The 17,921-nt window shown below is 39.6% G+C and carries 18 protein-coding genes and 1 other RNA gene; 14 read left to right on the top strand and 5 right to left on the bottom strand.

The features are described 5' to 3' along the window. Positions 1 to 15 precede the first annotated feature (15 nt). The 10 genes from AAW12_RS13330 to AAW12_RS13285 all read left to right on the top strand — a co-directional run bounded on the left by AAW12_RS13330 (position 16) and on the right by AAW12_RS13285 (position 9,045). Positions 16 to 1,353 carry a cytochrome c oxidase subunit II gene (locus AAW12_RS13330; protein WP_046674133.1) on the top strand — a complete coding sequence of 446 codons (1,338 nt, stop codon included), beginning with the start codon at positions 16 to 18 and terminating at the stop codon, positions 1,351 to 1,353. 28 nt (positions 1,354 to 1,381) lie between these two features. Continuing rightward, positions 1,382 to 3,253 (top strand): cbb3-type cytochrome c oxidase subunit I, encoded by a 1,872-nt coding sequence (locus AAW12_RS13325; protein WP_172462307.1) that lies wholly within the window; start codon positions 1,382 to 1,384, stop codon positions 3,251 to 3,253. A 78-nt stretch (positions 3,254 to 3,331) separates the two neighbouring features. Then, positions 3,332 to 4,375, top strand: coding sequence for a COX15/CtaA family protein (locus AAW12_RS13320; protein WP_046674131.1), 1,044 nt, complete (start codon positions 3,332 to 3,334; stop codon positions 4,373 to 4,375). 73 nt (positions 4,376 to 4,448) lie between these two features. Continuing rightward, a complete protein-coding gene (cyoE, locus tag AAW12_RS13315) occupies positions 4,449 to 5,354 on the top strand; it encodes a heme o synthase (protein WP_046674130.1) in 906 nt (301 codons plus the stop codon). Next, a complete protein-coding gene (locus tag AAW12_RS13310; RefSeq protein ID WP_046674129.1) occupies positions 5,354 to 5,935 on the top strand; it encodes a heme-copper oxidase subunit III in 582 nt (193 codons plus the stop codon). The genes cyoE and AAW12_RS13310 overlap by 1 nt, the downstream gene beginning before the upstream one ends. 9 nt (positions 5,936 to 5,944) lie before the next feature. Next, positions 5,945 to 6,679 carry a cytochrome c oxidase subunit 3 gene (locus tag AAW12_RS13305; protein WP_046674128.1) on the top strand — a complete coding sequence of 245 codons (735 nt, stop codon included), beginning with the start codon at positions 5,945 to 5,947 and terminating at the stop codon, positions 6,677 to 6,679. A 27-nt stretch (positions 6,680 to 6,706) separates the two neighbouring features. Continuing rightward, the gene (locus AAW12_RS13300; RefSeq protein ID WP_046674127.1) at positions 6,707 to 7,084 is read left to right on the top strand and encodes a cytochrome C oxidase subunit IV family protein; all 378 of its coding nucleotides are present in this window, start codon (positions 6,707 to 6,709) and stop codon (positions 7,082 to 7,084) included. 12 nt (positions 7,085 to 7,096) lie between these two features. Next, a complete protein-coding gene (locus tag AAW12_RS13295; RefSeq protein ID WP_046674126.1) occupies positions 7,097 to 7,825 on the top strand; it encodes an SCO family protein in 729 nt (242 codons plus the stop codon). A 10-nt stretch (positions 7,826 to 7,835) separates the two neighbouring features. After that, positions 7,836 to 8,381: a DUF420 domain-containing protein gene (locus AAW12_RS13290; RefSeq protein WP_046674125.1), complete on the top strand. Its 546-nt coding sequence runs from the start codon at positions 7,836 to 7,838 to the stop codon at positions 8,379 to 8,381. 208 nt (positions 8,382 to 8,589) lie between these two features. Then, positions 8,590 to 9,045 carry a hypothetical protein gene (locus AAW12_RS13285; protein WP_046674124.1) on the top strand — a complete coding sequence of 152 codons (456 nt, stop codon included), beginning with the start codon at positions 8,590 to 8,592 and terminating at the stop codon, positions 9,043 to 9,045. 112 nt (positions 9,046 to 9,157) lie between these two features. On the opposite strand, the gene mtgA is transcribed toward AAW12_RS13285, so the two are convergent. After that, positions 9,158 to 9,922, bottom strand: a complete 765-nt coding sequence (gene mtgA / locus AAW12_RS13280; protein WP_046674123.1) for a monofunctional biosynthetic peptidoglycan transglycosylase — start codon at positions 9,920 to 9,922, stop codon at positions 9,158 to 9,160. A 136-nt stretch (positions 9,923 to 10,058) separates the two neighbouring features. Here mtgA and mutS point away from each other — a divergent pair, with 136 nt between their 5' ends. Then, a complete protein-coding gene (gene mutS, locus AAW12_RS13275) occupies positions 10,059 to 12,665 on the top strand; it encodes a DNA mismatch repair protein MutS (RefSeq protein ID WP_046674190.1) in 2,607 nt (868 codons plus the stop codon). Between the two features lie 207 nt (positions 12,666 to 12,872). Here the strand turns inward: mutS and AAW12_RS13270 are convergent, their stop codons facing one another. Further along, a complete protein-coding gene (locus tag AAW12_RS13270) occupies positions 12,873 to 14,030 on the bottom strand; it encodes a hypothetical protein (protein ID WP_046674122.1) in 1,158 nt (385 codons plus the stop codon). Positions 14,031 to 14,127: 97 nt separating this feature from the next. Between AAW12_RS13270 and AAW12_RS13265 the strand changes: the two genes are divergently transcribed. After that, the gene (locus AAW12_RS13265) at positions 14,128 to 14,835 is read left to right on the top strand and encodes a tRNA1(Val) (adenine(37)-N6)-methyltransferase (protein ID WP_046674121.1); all 708 of its coding nucleotides are present in this window, start codon (positions 14,128 to 14,130) and stop codon (positions 14,833 to 14,835) included. Between the two features lie 3 nt (positions 14,836 to 14,838). Beyond that, positions 14,839 to 15,333 carry a metallophosphoesterase family protein gene (locus AAW12_RS13260; protein WP_046674189.1) on the top strand — a complete coding sequence of 165 codons (495 nt, stop codon included), beginning with the start codon at positions 14,839 to 14,841 and terminating at the stop codon, positions 15,331 to 15,333. Between the two features lie 219 nt (positions 15,334 to 15,552). Here AAW12_RS13260 and AAW12_RS13255 read toward each other — a convergent pair whose 3' ends face one another. Next, positions 15,553 to 15,888, bottom strand: a complete 336-nt coding sequence (locus AAW12_RS13255) for a MerR family transcriptional regulator (RefSeq protein ID WP_046674120.1) — start codon at positions 15,886 to 15,888, stop codon at positions 15,553 to 15,555. A 188-nt stretch (positions 15,889 to 16,076) separates the two neighbouring features. Between AAW12_RS13255 and AAW12_RS13250 the strand changes: the two genes are divergently transcribed. Continuing rightward, entirely contained in the window at positions 16,077 to 16,412 is a 336-nt protein-coding gene (locus AAW12_RS13250) for a hypothetical protein (protein WP_046674119.1), read from the top strand. Between the two features lie 128 nt (positions 16,413 to 16,540). Here AAW12_RS13250 and accD read toward each other — a convergent pair whose 3' ends face one another. Beyond that, positions 16,541 to 17,383 carry an acetyl-CoA carboxylase, carboxyltransferase subunit beta gene (accD, locus tag AAW12_RS13245; RefSeq protein ID WP_046674118.1) on the bottom strand — a complete coding sequence of 281 codons (843 nt, stop codon included), beginning with the start codon at positions 17,381 to 17,383 and terminating at the stop codon, positions 16,541 to 16,543. 222 nt (positions 17,384 to 17,605) lie between these two features. Continuing rightward, positions 17,606 to 17,703: signal recognition particle sRNA small type (gene ffs, locus AAW12_RS26060), an RNA gene on the bottom strand. Between the last annotated feature and the right edge of the window lie 218 nt (positions 17,704 to 17,921).

Here is a 17,921-nt window from a genome sequence, read left to right as displayed (position 1 = left end):
AACGTTATAAAAGAAATGAGCTTTAAATTAAATAATAGATTCAAATCCATCTCGGGTTTTGTGCTTGCACTAGGATTGCTTTTTGCGACTCCTATCCTTGCAAGTCAACAAGATACAGTAGCATCTGATTCTGCTAAAGCGGCGACTACAGCAGTAGCTGCCCCTGCAGCGACGGATTCGGTTGCAAAAGATACAACAGCGGCAGCAGGTACTGCTGCTGTTGCATCTGCTAGTTCTTCCAAAGAGGCTAGTGCGGCTGCTCCTGCTGTTGAAGAAGTGAAGCAAATAGACCCTCAGGTTTATAAAAACTTCACATATTATGTCTTGTTATTCTTGGTTATATGTACTGTTGTTGCCGTTATTGGTAAAGTACTTTCGATCTATGAATTGACAAGAAAGATGAACGGTAAATATAATCCGTTTGCGAATAACACGTTTCAATCGGCATTGTTATTTATTTTCTTGGTTGTATTCCTTTACGGTGTATATTGGTCATATGTACATTGGGGAGCAGCTTATTGGAGATCAGCAGTAACGGAGCACGGTGAGCGTATTGATACTATGTTTATCATTACGACAGCGATTACAACATTTGTATTGGTTATCACACACATCTTGTTGATGACATTTACATTCTTGTACCGCATGCGTGCAAAACGTCAGGCTTATTATTACCCACATAACAATGCGATCGAAAAATTGTGGACAATTGTTCCTGCTGTTGTTTTGACCGTATTGGTATTGTTTGGTTTCTTTACGTGGAGATCAATTACAAATATTCCTGAGGACCTTCAAAAATCAGCTTTGCAAGTTGAAGTTCTTGGGGAGCAGTTCCAATGGAATGTCCGTTATGCTGGTTCTGATGGGATTATTGGTAAACGTAATTATAAAATGACAACACCAACGAATCCGTACGGTATCGACTTTAATGATAAAAATTCTTGGGATGATATTCAAGGATCTGAAATCTGGTTGCCTGTAAATAAACCAGTACGTTTCCATATCGTTTCAAAAGATATTATTCACTCTTTTTACATCCCTGATTTCCGTGTTCAGATCAATGCGGTACCGGGAATGACTAACTACTTCCAATTCACACCTACTGTAACAACAGAAGAAATGCGTGATCGTTTGGGAGACTATAACTATGACTTCGTGATGTTGTGTAACAAGATCTGTGGATCTGGTCACTACAACATGCAAAAGAAAGTTGTTGTCGTAACTGAGGAAAAATATAAAGAGTGGTTAGCTAAACAGAACAAGTATTTTACTGAGGATTTGCAAAAAGAGTTCAGCGGTAAAACGGCTAACGTGAAAAAGGATAGCGTACAAGTTACAGCATCTTTGAACTAATTAAGAATTTTTGAATATAAAATCGAATATGTCAAGTACAGTAATATCGCATAGCGCTGAACATCACGATTCGCACGGCCATCATCACGAGGAGTCGTTCATCAGAAAGTATATCTTTTCGGGTGACCACAAGATGATTGCTAAGCAATTCTTGATCACTGGTATCATCATGGCAGTTTTTGCGATGCTTTTATCAGTATTATTCCGTATCCAATTAGCATGGCCGGATAAAGAATTCCCTATATTAGAAGTATTCTTGGGTAAATGGGCTGAAGGTGGTCGTATAAAACCGGAGTTTTTCCTTTCCTTGGTAACCATTCACGGTACCGTCATGGTATTCTTCGTGTTAACTGCAGGTCTATCAGGTACTTTTAGTAACTTATTGATTCCATATCAAATCGGAGCACGCGATATGGCATCTCCTTTTATGAACATGTTGTCTTACTGGTTGTTCTTTGTAGCATCGGTAATTATGGTTGCATCGTTCTTCGTAGAAAGTGGACCTGCTTCTGCTGGTTGGACAATCTACCCACCACTATCGGCTGTTCCTACTGCAATCGCTGGATCGGCGACTGGTATGACCTTGTGGTTGGTGAGTATGGTTCTATTTGTGGCTTCACAGTTGATCGGTGGTATCAACTATGTAAGTACCATTTTGAACATGCGTACAAAAGGAATGGACTTATGGAAAATGCCTTTGACAATCTGGGCGTTCTTCTTAACGGCTATCGTCGGTATGTTGTCATTCCCAGTATTGGTTTCTGCGGTTGTTCTTTTGATTTTTGACCGTGCTGCTGGTACGTCATTCTATTTGTCGGATCTTGTTGTTCAAGGGCAAATCTTGCCGAACGAAGGTGGTTCACCAATTTTGTTCCAACACTTGTTCTGGTTCTTAGGTCACCCTGAGGTATATATCGTTGTTATGCCTGCTTTAGGTTTAACTTCTGAGGTTATTGCAACCAACTCTCGTAAACCAATCTTTGGTTACCATGCGATGGTTTACTCGTTGATCGGTATCACCGTATTATCGTTTATCGTATGGGGTCACCACATGTTTGTAACGGGTATGAATCCGTTCTTGGGTGGTGTATTTATGATTACAACGTTGATTATCGCTGTTCCTTCAGCTGTAAAGGCGTTTAACTATCTTGCAACCTTGTGGAAAGGTAATATCCGTTTCACTCCGGCGATGATGTTTGCTATCGGTTTGGTATCGTTCTTTATCTCTGGTGGTTTGACAGGATTGTTCTTAGGTAATGCGGCATTAGATATCAACTTACACGATACCTATTTTGTTGTTGCCCACTTCCACTTGGTCATGGGTTCTGCTTCAATCTTCGGTATGCTTTGTGGTGTTTACCACTGGTATCCTAAGATGTTCGGTCGCATGATGAACACCAAATTGGGTTACTTACACTTCTGGTTGACTTTCATTGGTGCTTACATGGTATTCTTCCCAATGCACTTTATGGGTATTGATGGTGTGCCTCGCCGTTACTATGCATTTACAGAGTTTGCTTTCATGGCGAAGTGGGTTTCTGTAAACAAATTGGTCACTTGGGCTGCCATTATCGCTGCTTTAGGTCAGGTAGCTTTCTTGTGGAACTTCTTTACATCGATTTTCTTCGGTAAAAAAGCCCCACAAAACCCTTGGCAATCCAATACCTTGGAATGGACTACTCCGGTAGAACATATCCACGGTAACTGGCCAGGAGAGATCCCGACAGTACACCGTTGGCCATATGACTACAGTAAGCCAGGTCACGGTGAGGATTTTATTCCTCAAAGTGTTCCTTTCTCTGAAACAATGAGCTCTAATTTGCCTCATGATTTCGAAGGAGATGAGGAAGCTGAGCGTATCCAGGCAGAATGGAATGCGCAAAATGGTAGAAAAGACTAATAAAATCTTATAAAGTAGCGTCGGGAATTTCGACGCTACTTTATATAAGTTTATATTTTAAGAGGTAGGGGTAGTATTATGTTTCCAGCAGCTGAAAAGCGATTTGTAAAGACCAATTTTATAACGATCATCGTATTGTTTTTGGTCATTATTGCTGGAGGAGTTGTTCGGAGTACAGGGTCAGGAATGGGATGTCCAGATTGGCCAAGATGTTTTAACCGTATTATTCCTCCGACAGATATTTCCCAATTACCTCCAGGATATGAACAACATTATAGTGAAGGAAGAGCAAAAAAGAATGAACGTTTCGCACGGATAGTAGAATTTTTCGGCGATAAGGAAATGGCTTATAAGCTCCGTACCGATAAGAGTATCTTACAACATGAAGAATTTAATGTTGCGAAGACTTGGACAGAGTATATCAATCGACTAGTAGGCGTTGTTTCCGGATTTTGTTTATTGTTTACGGCTATTTATTCTTTCACCTATTTGAAATCAAAAAGTTCGATCGTTGTTTGGTCAGTGATTAATCTTTTTGTTGTCGTACTTCAGGCGTGGTTGGGGTCGATTGTTGTATCGACCAATTTGATGCCCTGGATTATTACAGTACATATGCTCTTAGCGATTGTAATTGTTTGTATTAGTATCTATACTTATTTCAAAGCTGTTACGTTGCGAAACAAGACCTTATTGGTCAATCGTTCTTCGGGTATATTAAAAGGACTTGCTATTGTGTCTATTTTGCTGATGCTAACGCAAGTAATTGTCGGGACGGGTGTTCGGGAAGAGGTTGATTTATTAACTGGTTCATCGGTAGCTCGTACTGATTTTATAACAACTATTGGCCAACAGTTTGAATTGCATCGCTGGTTGGCATATTGTTCTTTGATTTTAGTTATTATATTATTCTTTTTGGTCCGCACAAGTTTTAATACGGTTTCTAAGCAATATAAATTTGCTTTAATCGCATTGATCCTCGTGGGTATCCAAATGCTATCAGGAATTATCTTAGCCCGATTTGCAATACCTGCTTTTGCACAGACGACGCATTTGGTGGTGGCGACGCTCTTATTTGGCGCGCAGTTCTACCTGATGTTATTGTTAAATAAGCAGAGGCATTAATCTTGGAATTCGGGATGTTTATGTTAAAAAGTACGTGTTTAATTACACTGGTAGTAGGAGGTCTCTTTTAGTTATGAAAGAATTTATTTCAGATTTTAAAAAGCTAGTTAAGTTGAGACTTACGTTGACGGTCGTATTTTCGGCGTCAATTGCTTTTCTGATAGGATCAAAACAACAGGGTGATATATTTTGGTTCAACTGGTTATTGTTGACTGTCGGCGGATTTCTGGTTACAGGTTCCGCAAACGGATTCAACGAGATCATTGAGAAAGATTTGGATAAGTTGATGAAACGTACAGCGGATAGGCCTTTACCGTCTGGCCGTATGACAACTGGACAAGCTTTGGTCTTGAGTGTCTTTATGGGCATCTTAGGTACTTTGGTACTTGTTCGGTTAAATTTTGTCGCTGGTTTGTTATCGGTTTTCTGTATCCTTCTTTATGCCTTTATCTATACCCCTTTAAAAAGAAAATCACCAATAGCCGTGTTTGTCGGCGCGTTTCCAGGTGCATTTCCACCATTAATTGGTTACTATGCAGCTTTTTCGCAAGATGATCTGGCCTACTATAGTGGACATAATGAAGCGGCAATTATTATTATTCCCTTTGTGTTGTTTGCTATTCAGTTTTTATGGCAGTTTCCGCATTTCTGGGCTATTGCCTGGGTTGTGGACGACGACTATAAATTGGCAGGCTTTCGCTTGTTGCCGACGACAAAACGGGATAAGATATCCGCTTTTATGGTATTCATTTCAGGTTTGTTTATGATACCTGCGGGATTTATTCCGTATCATTTTGGCTTTGGTGGGATTTGGTTTACGGTTGTATCCGTGATTGGTGGAGTGATGTTTGGTTACTACGGTTATTTGTTGTTTAAGAATTGTGATATTCCTTCAGCAAAGAAAGTGATGTTTACCTCATTTATCTATTTGCCTGTGACACAACTCGTATTATTGCTTAACTTTATTCCGTTGAAATAATGTTAGATGTACAAGCACAAACTGACGAGAAGTTAGTACAGAGAAAGGCCCAGAAGTTCAACTTATGGTTGGGCATGTTGGGTATGTTCATGATGTTTGCGGCGTTATCCAGTGGTTTCATTGTATATACGGCGAGCGGTGTGGACAAGGGGATTAAGACCCTATTGCCAAATGCACTTTTATACAGTACTTTGGTGATTGTGGTGAGTAGTCTGACGATGTTTTTAGCACATAGAGCGGCTAAAAATGGGGAGTCTTCCAAACAAAGATTGTTTTTGATAGCAACTTTTATTTTGGGAGTTGTATTTTTTGCCTTGCAAGTTCATGCTTGGAATGTATTGATCGATCGGGGTGTTTATTTTGTGAATAACAATGCTTCGCAATCGTTTATATATGTTTTTATATGGATGCACTTGGCACATATTATTGCGGGTTTGATCGTTTTGATTGGCGCGATTATAGGAATTAACAAACTTCCTAAAGACGGCAATCTTTTCCGCATGGATCTTGCCAGTATTTTTTGGCATTTTCTCGATCTTTTATGGATTTATATATATGTTTTCTTACTTTTGAATCAATAATAGTAAACAATGAGTACAACAGTATCGCAATTGGATAAGGTAAAAACTGGTCCATGGAATGGTGGAAAATCACCTTGGAACTTAGAGTATGGAAAAATCATGATGTGGTTTTTCTTGGTAGGGGATGCCTTCACATTTTCTGCATTTTTGGTTTATTATGGCGCACAACGCTTTTCCCATCCAACTTGGCCAGATCCTGATAAGATCTTCCAATCCATCCCTGGAATTGCGGAGCATGGTCAGCCGTTGGTATTTGTCGGTTTGATGACATTTATTTTGATTATGTCTTCAGTAACGATGGTTTTGGCTGTGGAGGCAGGTCATCGTAACCAAAAGAATGAAGTAGTCAAATGGATGTTGTGGACAATTTTAGGCGGTATCTGTTTCGTAGGTTGTCAGGCTATCGAGTGGACTCACTTACACCACATGGGTTTTTGGTTTGGTAAAAATCCAGCGACAGGTTTGGAAGGTGATGCCATCAAAACAGCGTTGATGCCTTATTTCACACATGACATTTCCTATACTTCAGCATTGCAATTTGCTAACTTGTTCTTTACCATTACGGGTTTTCACGGATTCCACGTTACAGTGGGTATTATTTTAAATATCATTATTTTGTGCATGACATTGAATAATACATTCGAAAACCGTGGTTCTTACCTGATGATCGAAAAAGTAGGTTTATATTGGCACTTTGTGGATTTGGTGTGGGTATTCGTATTTACATTCTTCTACTTAATCTAATTACGGAATAAATAATTTTAGATAGCTATGTCACAATATCAAGATAATATCGCTCATGGCGAGCACGCTCACGAAGGTGGGATGGATAAGAAAGCCATCTGGAGAGTATTTGGCGTACTTTTGGCCCTTACTTGTCTGGAGTTCTTAATTGCATTGGGCTTTGTGCACCATTGGCAAATTTTAGCGAAGGGTGCTTTAGTAAACACGATTTATATCGCGCTTACTTTAGTTAAAGCTTATTATATCGTTGCATTCTTTATGCACTTAAAGTTCGAGAAGTCAAGCTTTATTGTTACCGTTGCAATTGTCTTTATCTTTATTATTTATTTTATTGTTTTGATGCTTGTTGAAGGGGCGCATTTAGCTTCTGCTTTCCAGGAACATCAATTGTTTCCAAATAAATAGATAAAGTGGATAATGAATAATAATACTGGACAAAAGAAAGGTATTAAAACTATATTGATCCTGGCAGTAATTCTTTTATTGCCAGGATTTTTATATTTTATACTAAATAAAAGCGGCTCGAATAGCTACGCGTCCTTACCGATTTTTGGAAAAAAGGAGGTACCGGGGACAACACACCGAAAATGGGGACGTGATATTCCCGATACCATCTACCATACGGTGACACCTGTTGATTTTGTGAATTACGATGGTAAGAAAGTGCATTTGTTGGACAATGACACGACACTTTCTGTAGTCCACTTGATGTATTCTAGGGACGCTTCCTTATCAAGGACAATGATTAAGCGATTAGATCAAATTGCTAATCGGTTTATTCAGAATCAGAAAGTTAAGTTGTATTCTATCACGGTTGATACAGCCTATGATACACCTGATGTGTTAGCGAAATACGCGAAAGTTTACAAACCCTGGACCAAATCTTGGTTTTTTGTGACAGATCCTTCTGTTGATATCTTTAAATTTGCCAAGGAAAGTTTATTGCAGGATGCACTTGTCAATAATGATGGTAGTAAACCATTCATTATTGGGTCTAATTATCTTTTACTTGATACAAAAGGACGTATAAGAGGTATATATGATATCAACGTAAAGACAGATGTCGATCGTCTTGAGGATGAAATTAAATTATTATTGGTGGAGGAAATCCGAAACCATCCAGCTACAATAGAACAAAAGAGGTAATTATATTATCATGGAAGAGAGTCTTAATAAGGAAAAAAAGTACAGCAAATGGATTTGGTTGCTATCGATCGTCATACCGATAGTGGTCGCTGTCCTTTTTACGGTGAATTTGCAAAAATTGGGTTATGATGTGAAGCCACTAACCTTTTTGCCGCCGATCTACGCGGCTATCAATGGCGTTACGGCTATATTGCTGTTTTGGGCAGTGGCAGCGATAAAAAAGGGTAATAAGTCATTGCACGAACGTTTAATAAAATTGTGCATAGCTTGTTCTTTAGCTTTTCTGGCGATGTATGTTGCCTATCACATGACTTCCATCGAAACGAAATATGGCGGTGAGGGCATTTTGAGACCGATCTATTTCTTTATTCTGATCACCCATATCCTGCTTTCCATTATTATCATTCCTTTTGTACTCTTTACTTTTGTTAGGGGTATATCCGGTTCTTATGAGCGTCATAAAAAGCTTGCTCGTATTACTTATCCGATGTGGCTTTATGTGGCGGTTACCGGCGTGATTGTTTATTTAATGATCTCGCCTTACTATATCGGTTAGGTTCAAAGGGGAAGGGGATTAAATTACGTCGTAAACGTTCCGTTGTTAGTACCGTAAAAGGCTGAAAAAGGTTAGTTTGAAAACTGAACAACTTTCTTGGAAGGTATATTTGATAGCCGGCTGCATATAGATAGTATAGGACGATATAAATAGTACAGGACCAGTCTCACTGAAAGCAGACGACGGGGACTATAAAAATTAGTTACATATGAAGCGTATTTGGATTTATCAGGCAGATCGTCTATTATCGGCGATGGAGTCACACGATATTGTTACGGAATTGGAAGCTTTTGCTGAGCAGTGGAAAGTGCATGGAAAACCACTTTCGGCTACGGCAGAATTACGCGATAACCTTTTTATTATCCTTAAAGTGGACGAAGAAGTCGCAGCTGCATCGGGCTGCTCAATCGATAGTTCGGTTCGGTTTTTAAAAGGCATTGAAGCGAAATACGGGATTCAGCTATTTGATCGGATGCGATTTGCTTATAAAGATGAACAAGGAATTGCTGTTGTTAATCGCGACAGATTTGAAAAGTTATTGGCAGACGGTACCATCAATGATAATACCTTAGTATTTGATAATACCATTACCCATGAACATCAAATGGAGAATGCTTGGGCAGTGCCCTTCCATCAAAGCTGGCATAAACGACTTTTTAAATAAGTTGTAAACAAGTATAAAAGAAAGGCCATATGTAATTATGGCCTTTCTTTTTGATCTATAGATCTGTATTGCTTCTCTTTCTGATTGATCCGTCAAATGGCGATAGCTTCGCTTATTCAGGAATGGTATAATGGTGCATGTATTTTGCAATCGCATTTGCACGTCTATTGACATAGGCCGAAGGGTTACGCGCATCCCATTCTCTTGGATTTGGCAGTATGGCTATAATCAATGCGGCTTGCTTTTTCGAAAGGTTACTACCTGTTTTGCTGAAATAATACGAAGCTGCCGCATCGGCGCCATAGACACCCTGTCCCATTTCAATCACATTAAGATAAACTTCAAGAATTCTTTTCTTACTCCAAAAGGTCTCAATTAGAATTGTAAAATAGGTCTCGAAGCCTTTTCTTAACCAGGAGCGCCCTGGCCATAGAAAGACATTTTTGGCGACCTGCTGACTGATCGTACTTCCGCCACGTAATTTTTTTCCTTGCGCATTTTTTTTGATGGCATTCTGAATCCCTTGTAGGTCGAATCCCCAGTGTGTCATAAAGTGAGCATCTTCTCCTGCAATGGCCGCTAACTTTAGGTTGTCCGAAAGTTCATCGTAATCCAGCCAGTTTTTTTCCAGTTTAAATCCCTTTCCCTGTTCTTTTAGCTCAAACCCACGCTGAATCATCAACCAGGTGATGGGAGGATTGACGAACCTTAAGCTAATGACCCAAAAGAGTGAAATACCAATAAAATAGAGTACCACCCGTGTCACTATGCGCAGGATCGGAGATTTTATGGACTTCAATGGGTTGAAGGATTTTTTTTTGAAGGTATTTTGTTGTTTGCTGGACGTATTTTGTTTACCAGATCTTTTGATGGCCATGACTAATTTTTTTCGGATACAAACTTAGCTTATATTCTTGTTTAATGGAAATGATTTTGTCGAGAAGTTGAGTGTATCGTTTGCCAAAGCGACGATATTATCCTATTTTTACGCTTCATAAAAATTGATTTACAAGTTGGCAAAAGAAAAGAAAGTAACCCCATTGATGCAACAGTACAATGCGATCAAGATTAAGTATCCTGGAGCGTTGTTGTTGTTCCGTGTTGGCGATTTTTACGAGACATTTGGTGAGGATGCAATCAAAGCAGCCCAGATTTTGGGCATTGTTTTGACGAAGCGTGGTAATGGCTCGGAATCAGAAACCGCATTGGCTGGTTTTCCTCATCATTCGTTGGAGACATATCTTCCAAAACTGGTGCGTGCTGGCCAACGGGTGGCGATCTGTGATCAGTTGGAGGACCCGAAGACGACAAAGACAATCGTTAAGCGTGGTGTGACAGAGTTGGTCACACCTGGCGTTTCCTACAATGACAATATTGTTCAGCAGAAATCGAATAATTATTTAGCATCAATCTTTATCGAAAAAGAGCGGATCGGTATTTCTTTTCTTGATATTTCAACAGGCGAATTTTTGGTTGCTCAGGGAAGTGTTACCTATATTGATAAATTGCTCCAAGGTTTTAAACCAACGGAAGTCATTCTTTCCAAAAAACAGAGCAAGGATTTTGTGGAGCAGTTTGGGTCGCATTATTATACTTATTTTCTTGACGAATGGCCCTATACGGGAGACTATGCCACAGAAACATTATTGAAGCATTTTGAGGTTTCGTCGATGAAAGGATTTGGTGTTGATCGGATGCCTGCAGGAATTGTTGCTGCTGGTGTAGCTTTACATTACCTCAATGAGACCGAGCATCGCAACCTACAACACATCTCTACACTTTCCCGTATCGAAGAAGACCGTTTTATGTGGCTGGATCGTTTTACGATCCGCAATCTGGAACTAGTCGGTTCGTTGAATGAAAATGCGGTCACACTGTCCGATGTATTGGATCATACATCCAGTCCAATGGGAGCGCGCTTGCTCAAGCGTTGGATTGTGATGCCCTTAAAAGACAAGAAAAGTATTCAGGAACGATTGAATGTGGTGGATTTCTTTTTCACCGACCGCAATTTAAGGGATGAATTGATAGGTCAGATCAAGCAGGTGGGTGATCTTGAACGCTTAATTTCCAAGATTGGACTTCAGAAAGCCAATCCACGGGAAATCGTGCAATTAAAACGGGCTTTATATGCGATAGAAAAGTTGAAGGAACTTACAGATCGTAAAGATGCTAATGCGCTACAGACCATATCGGAGCAACTGGATGCTTGTACAGTTATCCGCGAAAGAATAGAGCTGCAGGTTCAGGCCGAGCCCCCAGTGGCAATCAATAAGGGTAGCGTAATTGCTGATGGGGTTGATCCGGAATTGGACCGATTGCGTAAAATTGCCTTTGGCGGTAAGGATTATTTGCTTGAGATTCAAAAAAGGGAAGCGGAACTCACTGGGATTCCCTCTTTAAAAATTGCATTCAATAATGTCTTTGGTTATTACCTGGAGGTTACCAATACACATAAGGATAAGGTTCCTACAACATGGATACGTAAACAGACGCTGGTGAATGCTGAGCGTTACATTACGGAGGAACTGAAAGAATATGAAGAACAGATTCTCGGTGCTGAGGAGAAGATCCAGGCACTGGAGAATAGACTATACGCTGAGTTATTGCTTGCCATTGCCGAATATATCAAACCTATTCAGCTCGATGCACAGTTGATTGCCAAGCTGGATGTGTTACTTAACTTTGCTGTTGTAGCAGAGAAAAATTATTATGTAAAGCCTGAAATCAGCGAGAGCAAGATTTTGGATATTAAAGGCGGGAGACACCCGGTCATTGAAAGAAACCTGCCAATAGGCGAGGACTATATTACCAATGATACGTTCTTGGATCCAAAGACGCAACAGATTATTATTATTACGGGGCCGAATATGGCCGGTAAATCGGCGTTACTCCGTCAGACCGGACTGATCGTGTTAATGGCACAAATAGGTTGTTTTGTACCGGCAAAAGAGGCTAAGATCGGTTTGGTTGACAAAATTTTTACCCGTGTGGGCGCGTCAGATAATCTTTCTTCTGGAGAATCCACGTTTATGGTAGAGATGAATGAGACGGCGAGCATCATGAATAATTTGTCCGATCGTAGTCTTATTCTTTTGGATGAAATTGGTCGTGGTACAAGTACATATGACGGCATCTCTATTGCTTGGGCCATTGCGGAGTTTTTACATAACCATCCCGCAGCTAAAGCAAAAACATTATTTGCAACGCATTACCATGAATTAAATGAGCTGACAACTTCATTGGATCGTATTAAAAACTTTAACGTGACCGTAAAAGAAGTCAATAATAAAGTTATTTTCTTACGGAAGCTCGTTCCAGGAGGTTCAGAGCATAGTTTTGGTATCCATGTGGCAAAGCTTGCGGGTATGCCGCAAAAGTTGCTGAATCGTGCCAATCAGATCTTGAAAAGATTGGAGCAGGAGCGAACAGGTGGGGAACAAATTAAGGATAGTATGCGTAAGATTCAGAAGCAGGCTTATCAATTGCAGATGTTTTCGATTGATGACCCTGTTTTGAATAAGATCAGGGATATGCTCAATAATTTGGATGTTAATTCGCTTACTCCGGTTGAAGCATTAATGAAATTGGATGAAATACAACGGCTGCTAAAGAATTAAATCTTCTTTTGGACTTGGACACCTGATCTCAAGAGGGACTTGTTTTCTTCGATTTACATACGCCAGATCATGTTTTGTTAAGGCAGACATCATCTGGCGTATTTTTTTTCTGAAATTGCCTGCTCTTATTGGCCAGAAAGACCCTTCAGCTCGCTTTCGTTGTTATTGGTGTCTGCGAAGTCATGAAGGTTTTTGAAGGGCTATTGCTTAAAACCTAAAGAATAGTTCAAAACTTCCGTAATTTGCCTGTATTGGGATCAATACCTTACTGCTGGCATCATATGGCGCGTAATGATAGCCGAGTTCAAAGCCGATATACTTTTGGTTTTTCATGCGAAATAAAGATGCGAAAGCAAGTCCCAGGTGAACATTATTGATCGTCACCATGCGGTCTGTATATCCGCCGTCGTAGTAATAACCGTCCGGATCATAATAACCAGAAGAATATGCACTCTCTGTGATACCTGTATCTGTGATGTCAATACCAAGGATACCTTTTGGAATCAGGATACATTTGTCGTTGTCAAAAACTTTGTAACCTACAGCGCCCCCCATAAATGCGGTAGCGGAAGAATTGACCGAAACAGTGGATCCTTCATAGTTATAGTCAATATTGCGGTCGTTCGAGTTGATGCGTATCTTGAATCCACCTTCAAAGATAAATTTTCTTTCCAGTGAGCTCATCAGCATAAATCCAAGGTTCAGGTTTGTGCCGAAAACCTTGTTCGCCCCGCTGAGTGGGCTCATTACACCGATAGAAGGTACATACCCTAATTTAGCTTTATGCCTGTCTTTGTATATCTTGTAGTTTGGAACTCGCTGTTGCTCATCTTGGTCGTTACTCGGGCTGTTTTGTTTATTCTCAGGCGCTGCTGTATCGGAAAAGAGTTGCAGTATATTTCTCTCCTGATCGGTTAACGTGTAACTGTCAGAAACAAGGAGTGCTTGTGCCCTCACTTTGATGAGGCCATCCAGGGGGTGCCGCAATGGATAGAAATTGTATTTTTCCTTATGCCGTTCGTATTGTGTTGCAAAATCGTCCTGGTCTGCCGCATCCAGTCTTTGTAGAAAGCTTTTATCGAATTGACTGCTCCAATAGAGGTCAATCGCTGCAGCACTATTTTTCTTTTCAATGATTTGCATAAGGATGCGTAACCGTTGTACATATTCATTGATGCCACAGCTTGTCTGTATATTATTAAGTAAAGGGTCAATTTTGTCAAAGTCATTGTTGTTTAAGGCTTGTGTCAATAGGGGAAGTGTCTCAACCGTATATCGTTCACAATTTTCCTGCCCATACAGTAGCTTTGTTGGAATGACACAGCTCATAATCAATATCATAAGAGCAAGCTGACGGATATTCATGGCTTATATAGATTTGTTGCTGACTAAATTAGCAAATAAATTGCAGGATGTATGGGTTTGTTTGCGCCAAAGGTCCTAAAAGTTTTATCTTTGGCGTATGGCGTCGATATTTCGGTTTAAACAATTTGAGGTTGATCAGTCTGATTGTGCGATGAAGATCAATACAGATGGTGTTTTGTTGGCTTCACTGTTGGAGATAGAACCTGTGGAACGTGTCTTGGATGTGGGTACAGGCACTGGAGTCATTGCCTTGATGTTGGCTCAGCGTCTTGGGGAAAGCCAGATAGAAGCTGTCGAAGTAGACGCTTTGGCTGCTTTGATGGCAGATAAGAATTTTCGGAATTCCATTTTTCGTGAACGCCTAACATTACATGCGAGTTCCTTTCAGCAATTGAGGACAGCGGGGTATTATGATTTAATTGTTTCAAATCCACCTTTTTATACGGATTCGTTGCATAACCCTGATGAACGCAGGAAACTGGCTAAACATACGGATCTGGATTTTTTCGCTGAACTGTTGGATTTTGCCTCTTTGCGTTTATCAGATCAGGGTAAATTAATCTTGATCGTTCCGACGCCGTTAGCAGATACCTTAGTCAAAATTTCTACAGAAAGAGGATTATATTGTTCTACTGAAGTTCGGATAAGTTCCTTTGAAGGAGAATCTGTGCTGCGTAAGATCATTACCTTTGAGCGCATGCCTGTTGAGTCGGTTGCTGTACGTGAGTTTATTATTTACGCTGCTAAAGGTATTTATTCAGACGCTTATCGCACGGCCTTGGCCCCTTATTTTTTAGCTTTTTAAATGATGACAAAGATCGGATTACTCTCAGATACACATTCCTTTTTGGATGAAGCTGTATTTACCCATTTTGCTGCGTGCGACGAGATTTGGCATGTGGGCGATTTTGGTGATGCGGATGTTGCAGATCGGTTGGCAGCTTTTAAACCACTGCGTGGAGTTTATGGGAATATTGATGGTCAAGAAATTCGTTCGCAATTTCCAGAAGATTTGAGGTTTAAATGTGAGGAGGTGGACGTTTTTATGACACATATTGGTGGTTATCCCGGGAAATATGCTCCGCGTATTAAGGGGGAATTGATGAAAAATCCGCCGAAATTATTTATTACAGGACATTCCCATATTCTAAAGGTTATCTTCGATCCTAAGATTCAATGCCTTCACCTCAATCCAGGTGCAGCGGGTAAGCATGGTTGGCATAAAGTGAGGACATTGATGCGATTTGATATCAACAAAGATAGAATTGAAAATCTTGAGGTTATAGAACTGAACGAGCGTTAGGTGGGGGTCTCTTTAATCTTTTTTGAGCTTTGAAAGCTGGATGATATATGGTGTGATGGCAAAGCGATCGTGGGTACATTTGGTTCCCATGTAATGGGTCCAGAAATTTGCGCTATTTCTGTATAGTCGAATGGATTTCGTTACTGAAATGGATCCGATGAACACTGCGAATATGATGTAATAATTCCGTTTCGGGAGTTTATAAGAGTTTTCTCAATGCTATAGTGAATCACGAACTTCCAGAAGAAAGTTCTTCAAACGCTCCAATGAATCTACAACACGTTGATTTTCTTTTGCCTCAGATTTGTTGTCACGTAGGTAATCACGTGCCCCCTGTAGTGTATAACCTTTATCTTTAACCAAATTGAAGATGATCTTTAAATTGGCAATATCTTCTTGCGTAAATAAGCGATTACCCTTTTTATTTTTCTTAGGCTGTAGAATATCAAATTCACGCTCATAAAAACGTATCTGGGATGCATTTACATCAAACATTTCTGTAACTTCTCCCATTGTATAATACAATTTATTTATTTCACGCTCTTTGTACGGCATATCTTCACAATTAATCTATAGCAAACTTAATAAAAATTCCTATTCAAAAAGAAATTTTTGCGATCTCTTATCTGATCAAGGACTGAACGATAGGTATATAGTACAATTCATAAGACGCCAATAATAATTGTGTATAAAAGTAAATTTTTCTAAGTTTGAGTCGTTTGAAAACGGTCTAGACGTCCTATATGATCATAGTTAGCAAATTTTGGACAAATTTCTTCTCTTTTGGAAAAGCTAATGCAATTACTATTTATCCTTTTATCTTTCTGAAAAGTACTTTTTTTAAACAGAAGGACGACTTGATTCGTCATGAGCGTATACATTTGCGACAGGCGCTTGAATTAGGTATTCTCTTCTTCTATGTTTGGTATCTCTTTGAATTTGCCGTTCATTTTATTCAATTTCGGGATTTTGATAAAGCGTACCGGCGTATTTCGTTTGAGCGGGAAGCGTATGACAAGGAAGTGGAACCGGACTATTTGTCCAAAAGAAAAATATGGGCTTTTTGGCGATATCTTTAAAAAAGACGGTTGATTTATCCGTTCTATAAATCCGACAAGAGGTCGCAGGCACAACAGTTATGGGGCGAAAAAAGAAAGCGGTACCAAGCATATTCTTGGCACCGCTTTCTTTTATATCCTAGCAATGATTATCCCACTAATTTAAGGTAGGTAGCCACTTGGTTTTTTAACTGTCTACGGTCGACAATGAAATCCAAAAATCCATGCTCGAGCACGAATTCCGAAGTCTGGAATCCTTTAGGAAGATCCTTTTTAATTGTTTCTTTAATGACACGGGGGCCGGCAAATCCGATTAACGCACCAGGTTCTGCGATATTTATATCACCCAACATCGCGTAAGATGCTGTAACTCCTCCTGTAGTAGGGTCTGTCAATAAACAAACGTAAGGGAGTTCTGCTTTTGCCAATAACGCTAATTTAGCCGAAGTTTTGGCCATTTGCATTAATGAAAATGCGGCTTCCATCATCCGTGCACCACCTGATTTGGATATTAACATAAATGGAATTTTATGCTCAATACAGTAATCTATCGAACGCGCGATTTTTTCACCAACGACAGATCCCATGGATCCGCCGATGAAACTAAAGTCCATACAAGCAATCACGATATCTTGACCATTCATTTTCCCATGGGCAGAACGTAAAGCATCTTTAAGGCCTGTTTTGGCTTGACTTTCCTTTAAACGTTCAGGATATGGCTTCGAATCGAAGAATTCTAATGGATCACCAGAATTTAGATTAGGAAATAGTTCTGTAAATTCGTTATTGTCAAATAAAATTGAAAAATATTCTTTGGAGCCAATTCTTAAGTGGTGGCCACAATATTGACAAACATAGTCGTTTTCTACTTGTTCAAGATGCAACAATGGCTTTTTACATGTCGGACATTTGTTCCACATGCCATCAGGTGCTTCTTTTTTATTAGCGGTAGCTGTGCTAATACCAGCTTTTTCTCTTTTAAACCAACTCATACGATAGTTCTTATTCGATTACAAACTTATATAAATTTGCTTTTATATACAATTATAATTGTGTTGAATGTACATGCCAAGCGATTAAAACGCCTTGTGTAACAGGGCTTCTATAAATAGGGGAATTAGGGGTAACAATTGGGATATATAAGATATTTGGTTGATTTTTAGGTTAGAATTGAATTTCAGACCAGCGGATTAGTCAAAAAAATGGGCATAAAAAAAGGGTAAGCTACTCCTATCGCACCGCTCAACCAAATACCCTTGCTTTGTTCCCAACCTGGGGGAGTCAATGGGAGCTGGTCGTAGAAGACTTACCCGCCACAAAAGTAGAAAAAAAAACAGTTTTAGGAAAGAAAAAATACCTTTTTATCTTATTCTGTTGATTATCATGGCAATAAATTGCATTTGATATCTTTTCATAGCACCAATTTATGGCGAAATAGGTCTGGTATTTGTGTAAACAGCTAAAAATGGCATGAAAAAAGCGCTTGACGAAGTCTATTTGCCGTAAATATTCTTTTCAAAATGTCGGAAA

This window comes from Sphingobacterium sp. Ag1, assembly GCF_000988325.1.
Taxonomy (GTDB): domain Bacteria; phylum Bacteroidota; class Bacteroidia; order Sphingobacteriales; family Sphingobacteriaceae; genus Sphingobacterium.
This window is presented reverse-complemented; position numbering and strand designations above follow the sequence as displayed.

Excerpts from the sequence above, each read along its gene's own strand:
- AAW12_RS13330 (WP_046674133.1), top strand. The coding sequence starts at position 16 with ATGAGCTTTAAATTAAATAATAGATTCAAATCCATCTCGGGTTTTGTG.
- AAW12_RS13325 (WP_172462307.1), top strand. The coding sequence starts at position 1,382 with ATGTCAAGTACAGTAATATCGCATAGCGCTGAACATCACGATTCGCAC.
- AAW12_RS13320 (WP_046674131.1), top strand. The coding sequence starts at position 3,332 with ATGTTTCCAGCAGCTGAAAAGCGATTTGTAAAGACCAATTTTATAACG.
- cyoE (WP_046674130.1), top strand. The coding sequence starts at position 4,449 with ATGAAAGAATTTATTTCAGATTTTAAAAAGCTAGTTAAGTTGAGACTT.
- AAW12_RS13310 (WP_046674129.1), top strand. The coding sequence starts at position 5,354 with ATGTTAGATGTACAAGCACAAACTGACGAGAAGTTAGTACAGAGAAAG.
- AAW12_RS13305 (WP_046674128.1), top strand. The coding sequence starts at position 5,945 with ATGAGTACAACAGTATCGCAATTGGATAAGGTAAAAACTGGTCCATGG.
- AAW12_RS13300 (WP_046674127.1), top strand. The coding sequence starts at position 6,707 with ATGTCACAATATCAAGATAATATCGCTCATGGCGAGCACGCTCACGAA.
- AAW12_RS13295 (WP_046674126.1), top strand. The coding sequence starts at position 7,097 with ATGAATAATAATACTGGACAAAAGAAAGGTATTAAAACTATATTGATC.
- AAW12_RS13290 (WP_046674125.1), top strand. The coding sequence starts at position 7,836 with ATGGAAGAGAGTCTTAATAAGGAAAAAAAGTACAGCAAATGGATTTGG.
- AAW12_RS13285 (WP_046674124.1), top strand. The coding sequence starts at position 8,590 with ATGAAGCGTATTTGGATTTATCAGGCAGATCGTCTATTATCGGCGATG.
- mtgA (WP_046674123.1), bottom strand. The coding sequence starts at position 9,922 with ATGGCCATCAAAAGATCTGGTAAACAAAATACGTCCAGCAAACAACAA.
- AAW12_RS13270 (WP_046674122.1), bottom strand. The coding sequence starts at position 14,030 with ATGAATATCCGTCAGCTTGCTCTTATGATATTGATTATGAGCTGTGTC.
- AAW12_RS13265 (WP_046674121.1), top strand. The coding sequence starts at position 14,128 with ATGGCGTCGATATTTCGGTTTAAACAATTTGAGGTTGATCAGTCTGAT.
- AAW12_RS13260 (WP_046674189.1), top strand. The coding sequence starts at position 14,839 with ATGACAAAGATCGGATTACTCTCAGATACACATTCCTTTTTGGATGAA.
- AAW12_RS13255 (WP_046674120.1), bottom strand. The coding sequence starts at position 15,888 with ATGCCGTACAAAGAGCGTGAAATAAATAAATTGTATTATACAATGGGA.
- AAW12_RS13250 (WP_046674119.1), top strand. The coding sequence starts at position 16,077 with ATGATCATAGTTAGCAAATTTTGGACAAATTTCTTCTCTTTTGGAAAA.
- accD (WP_046674118.1), bottom strand. The coding sequence starts at position 17,383 with ATGAGTTGGTTTAAAAGAGAAAAAGCTGGTATTAGCACAGCTACCGCT.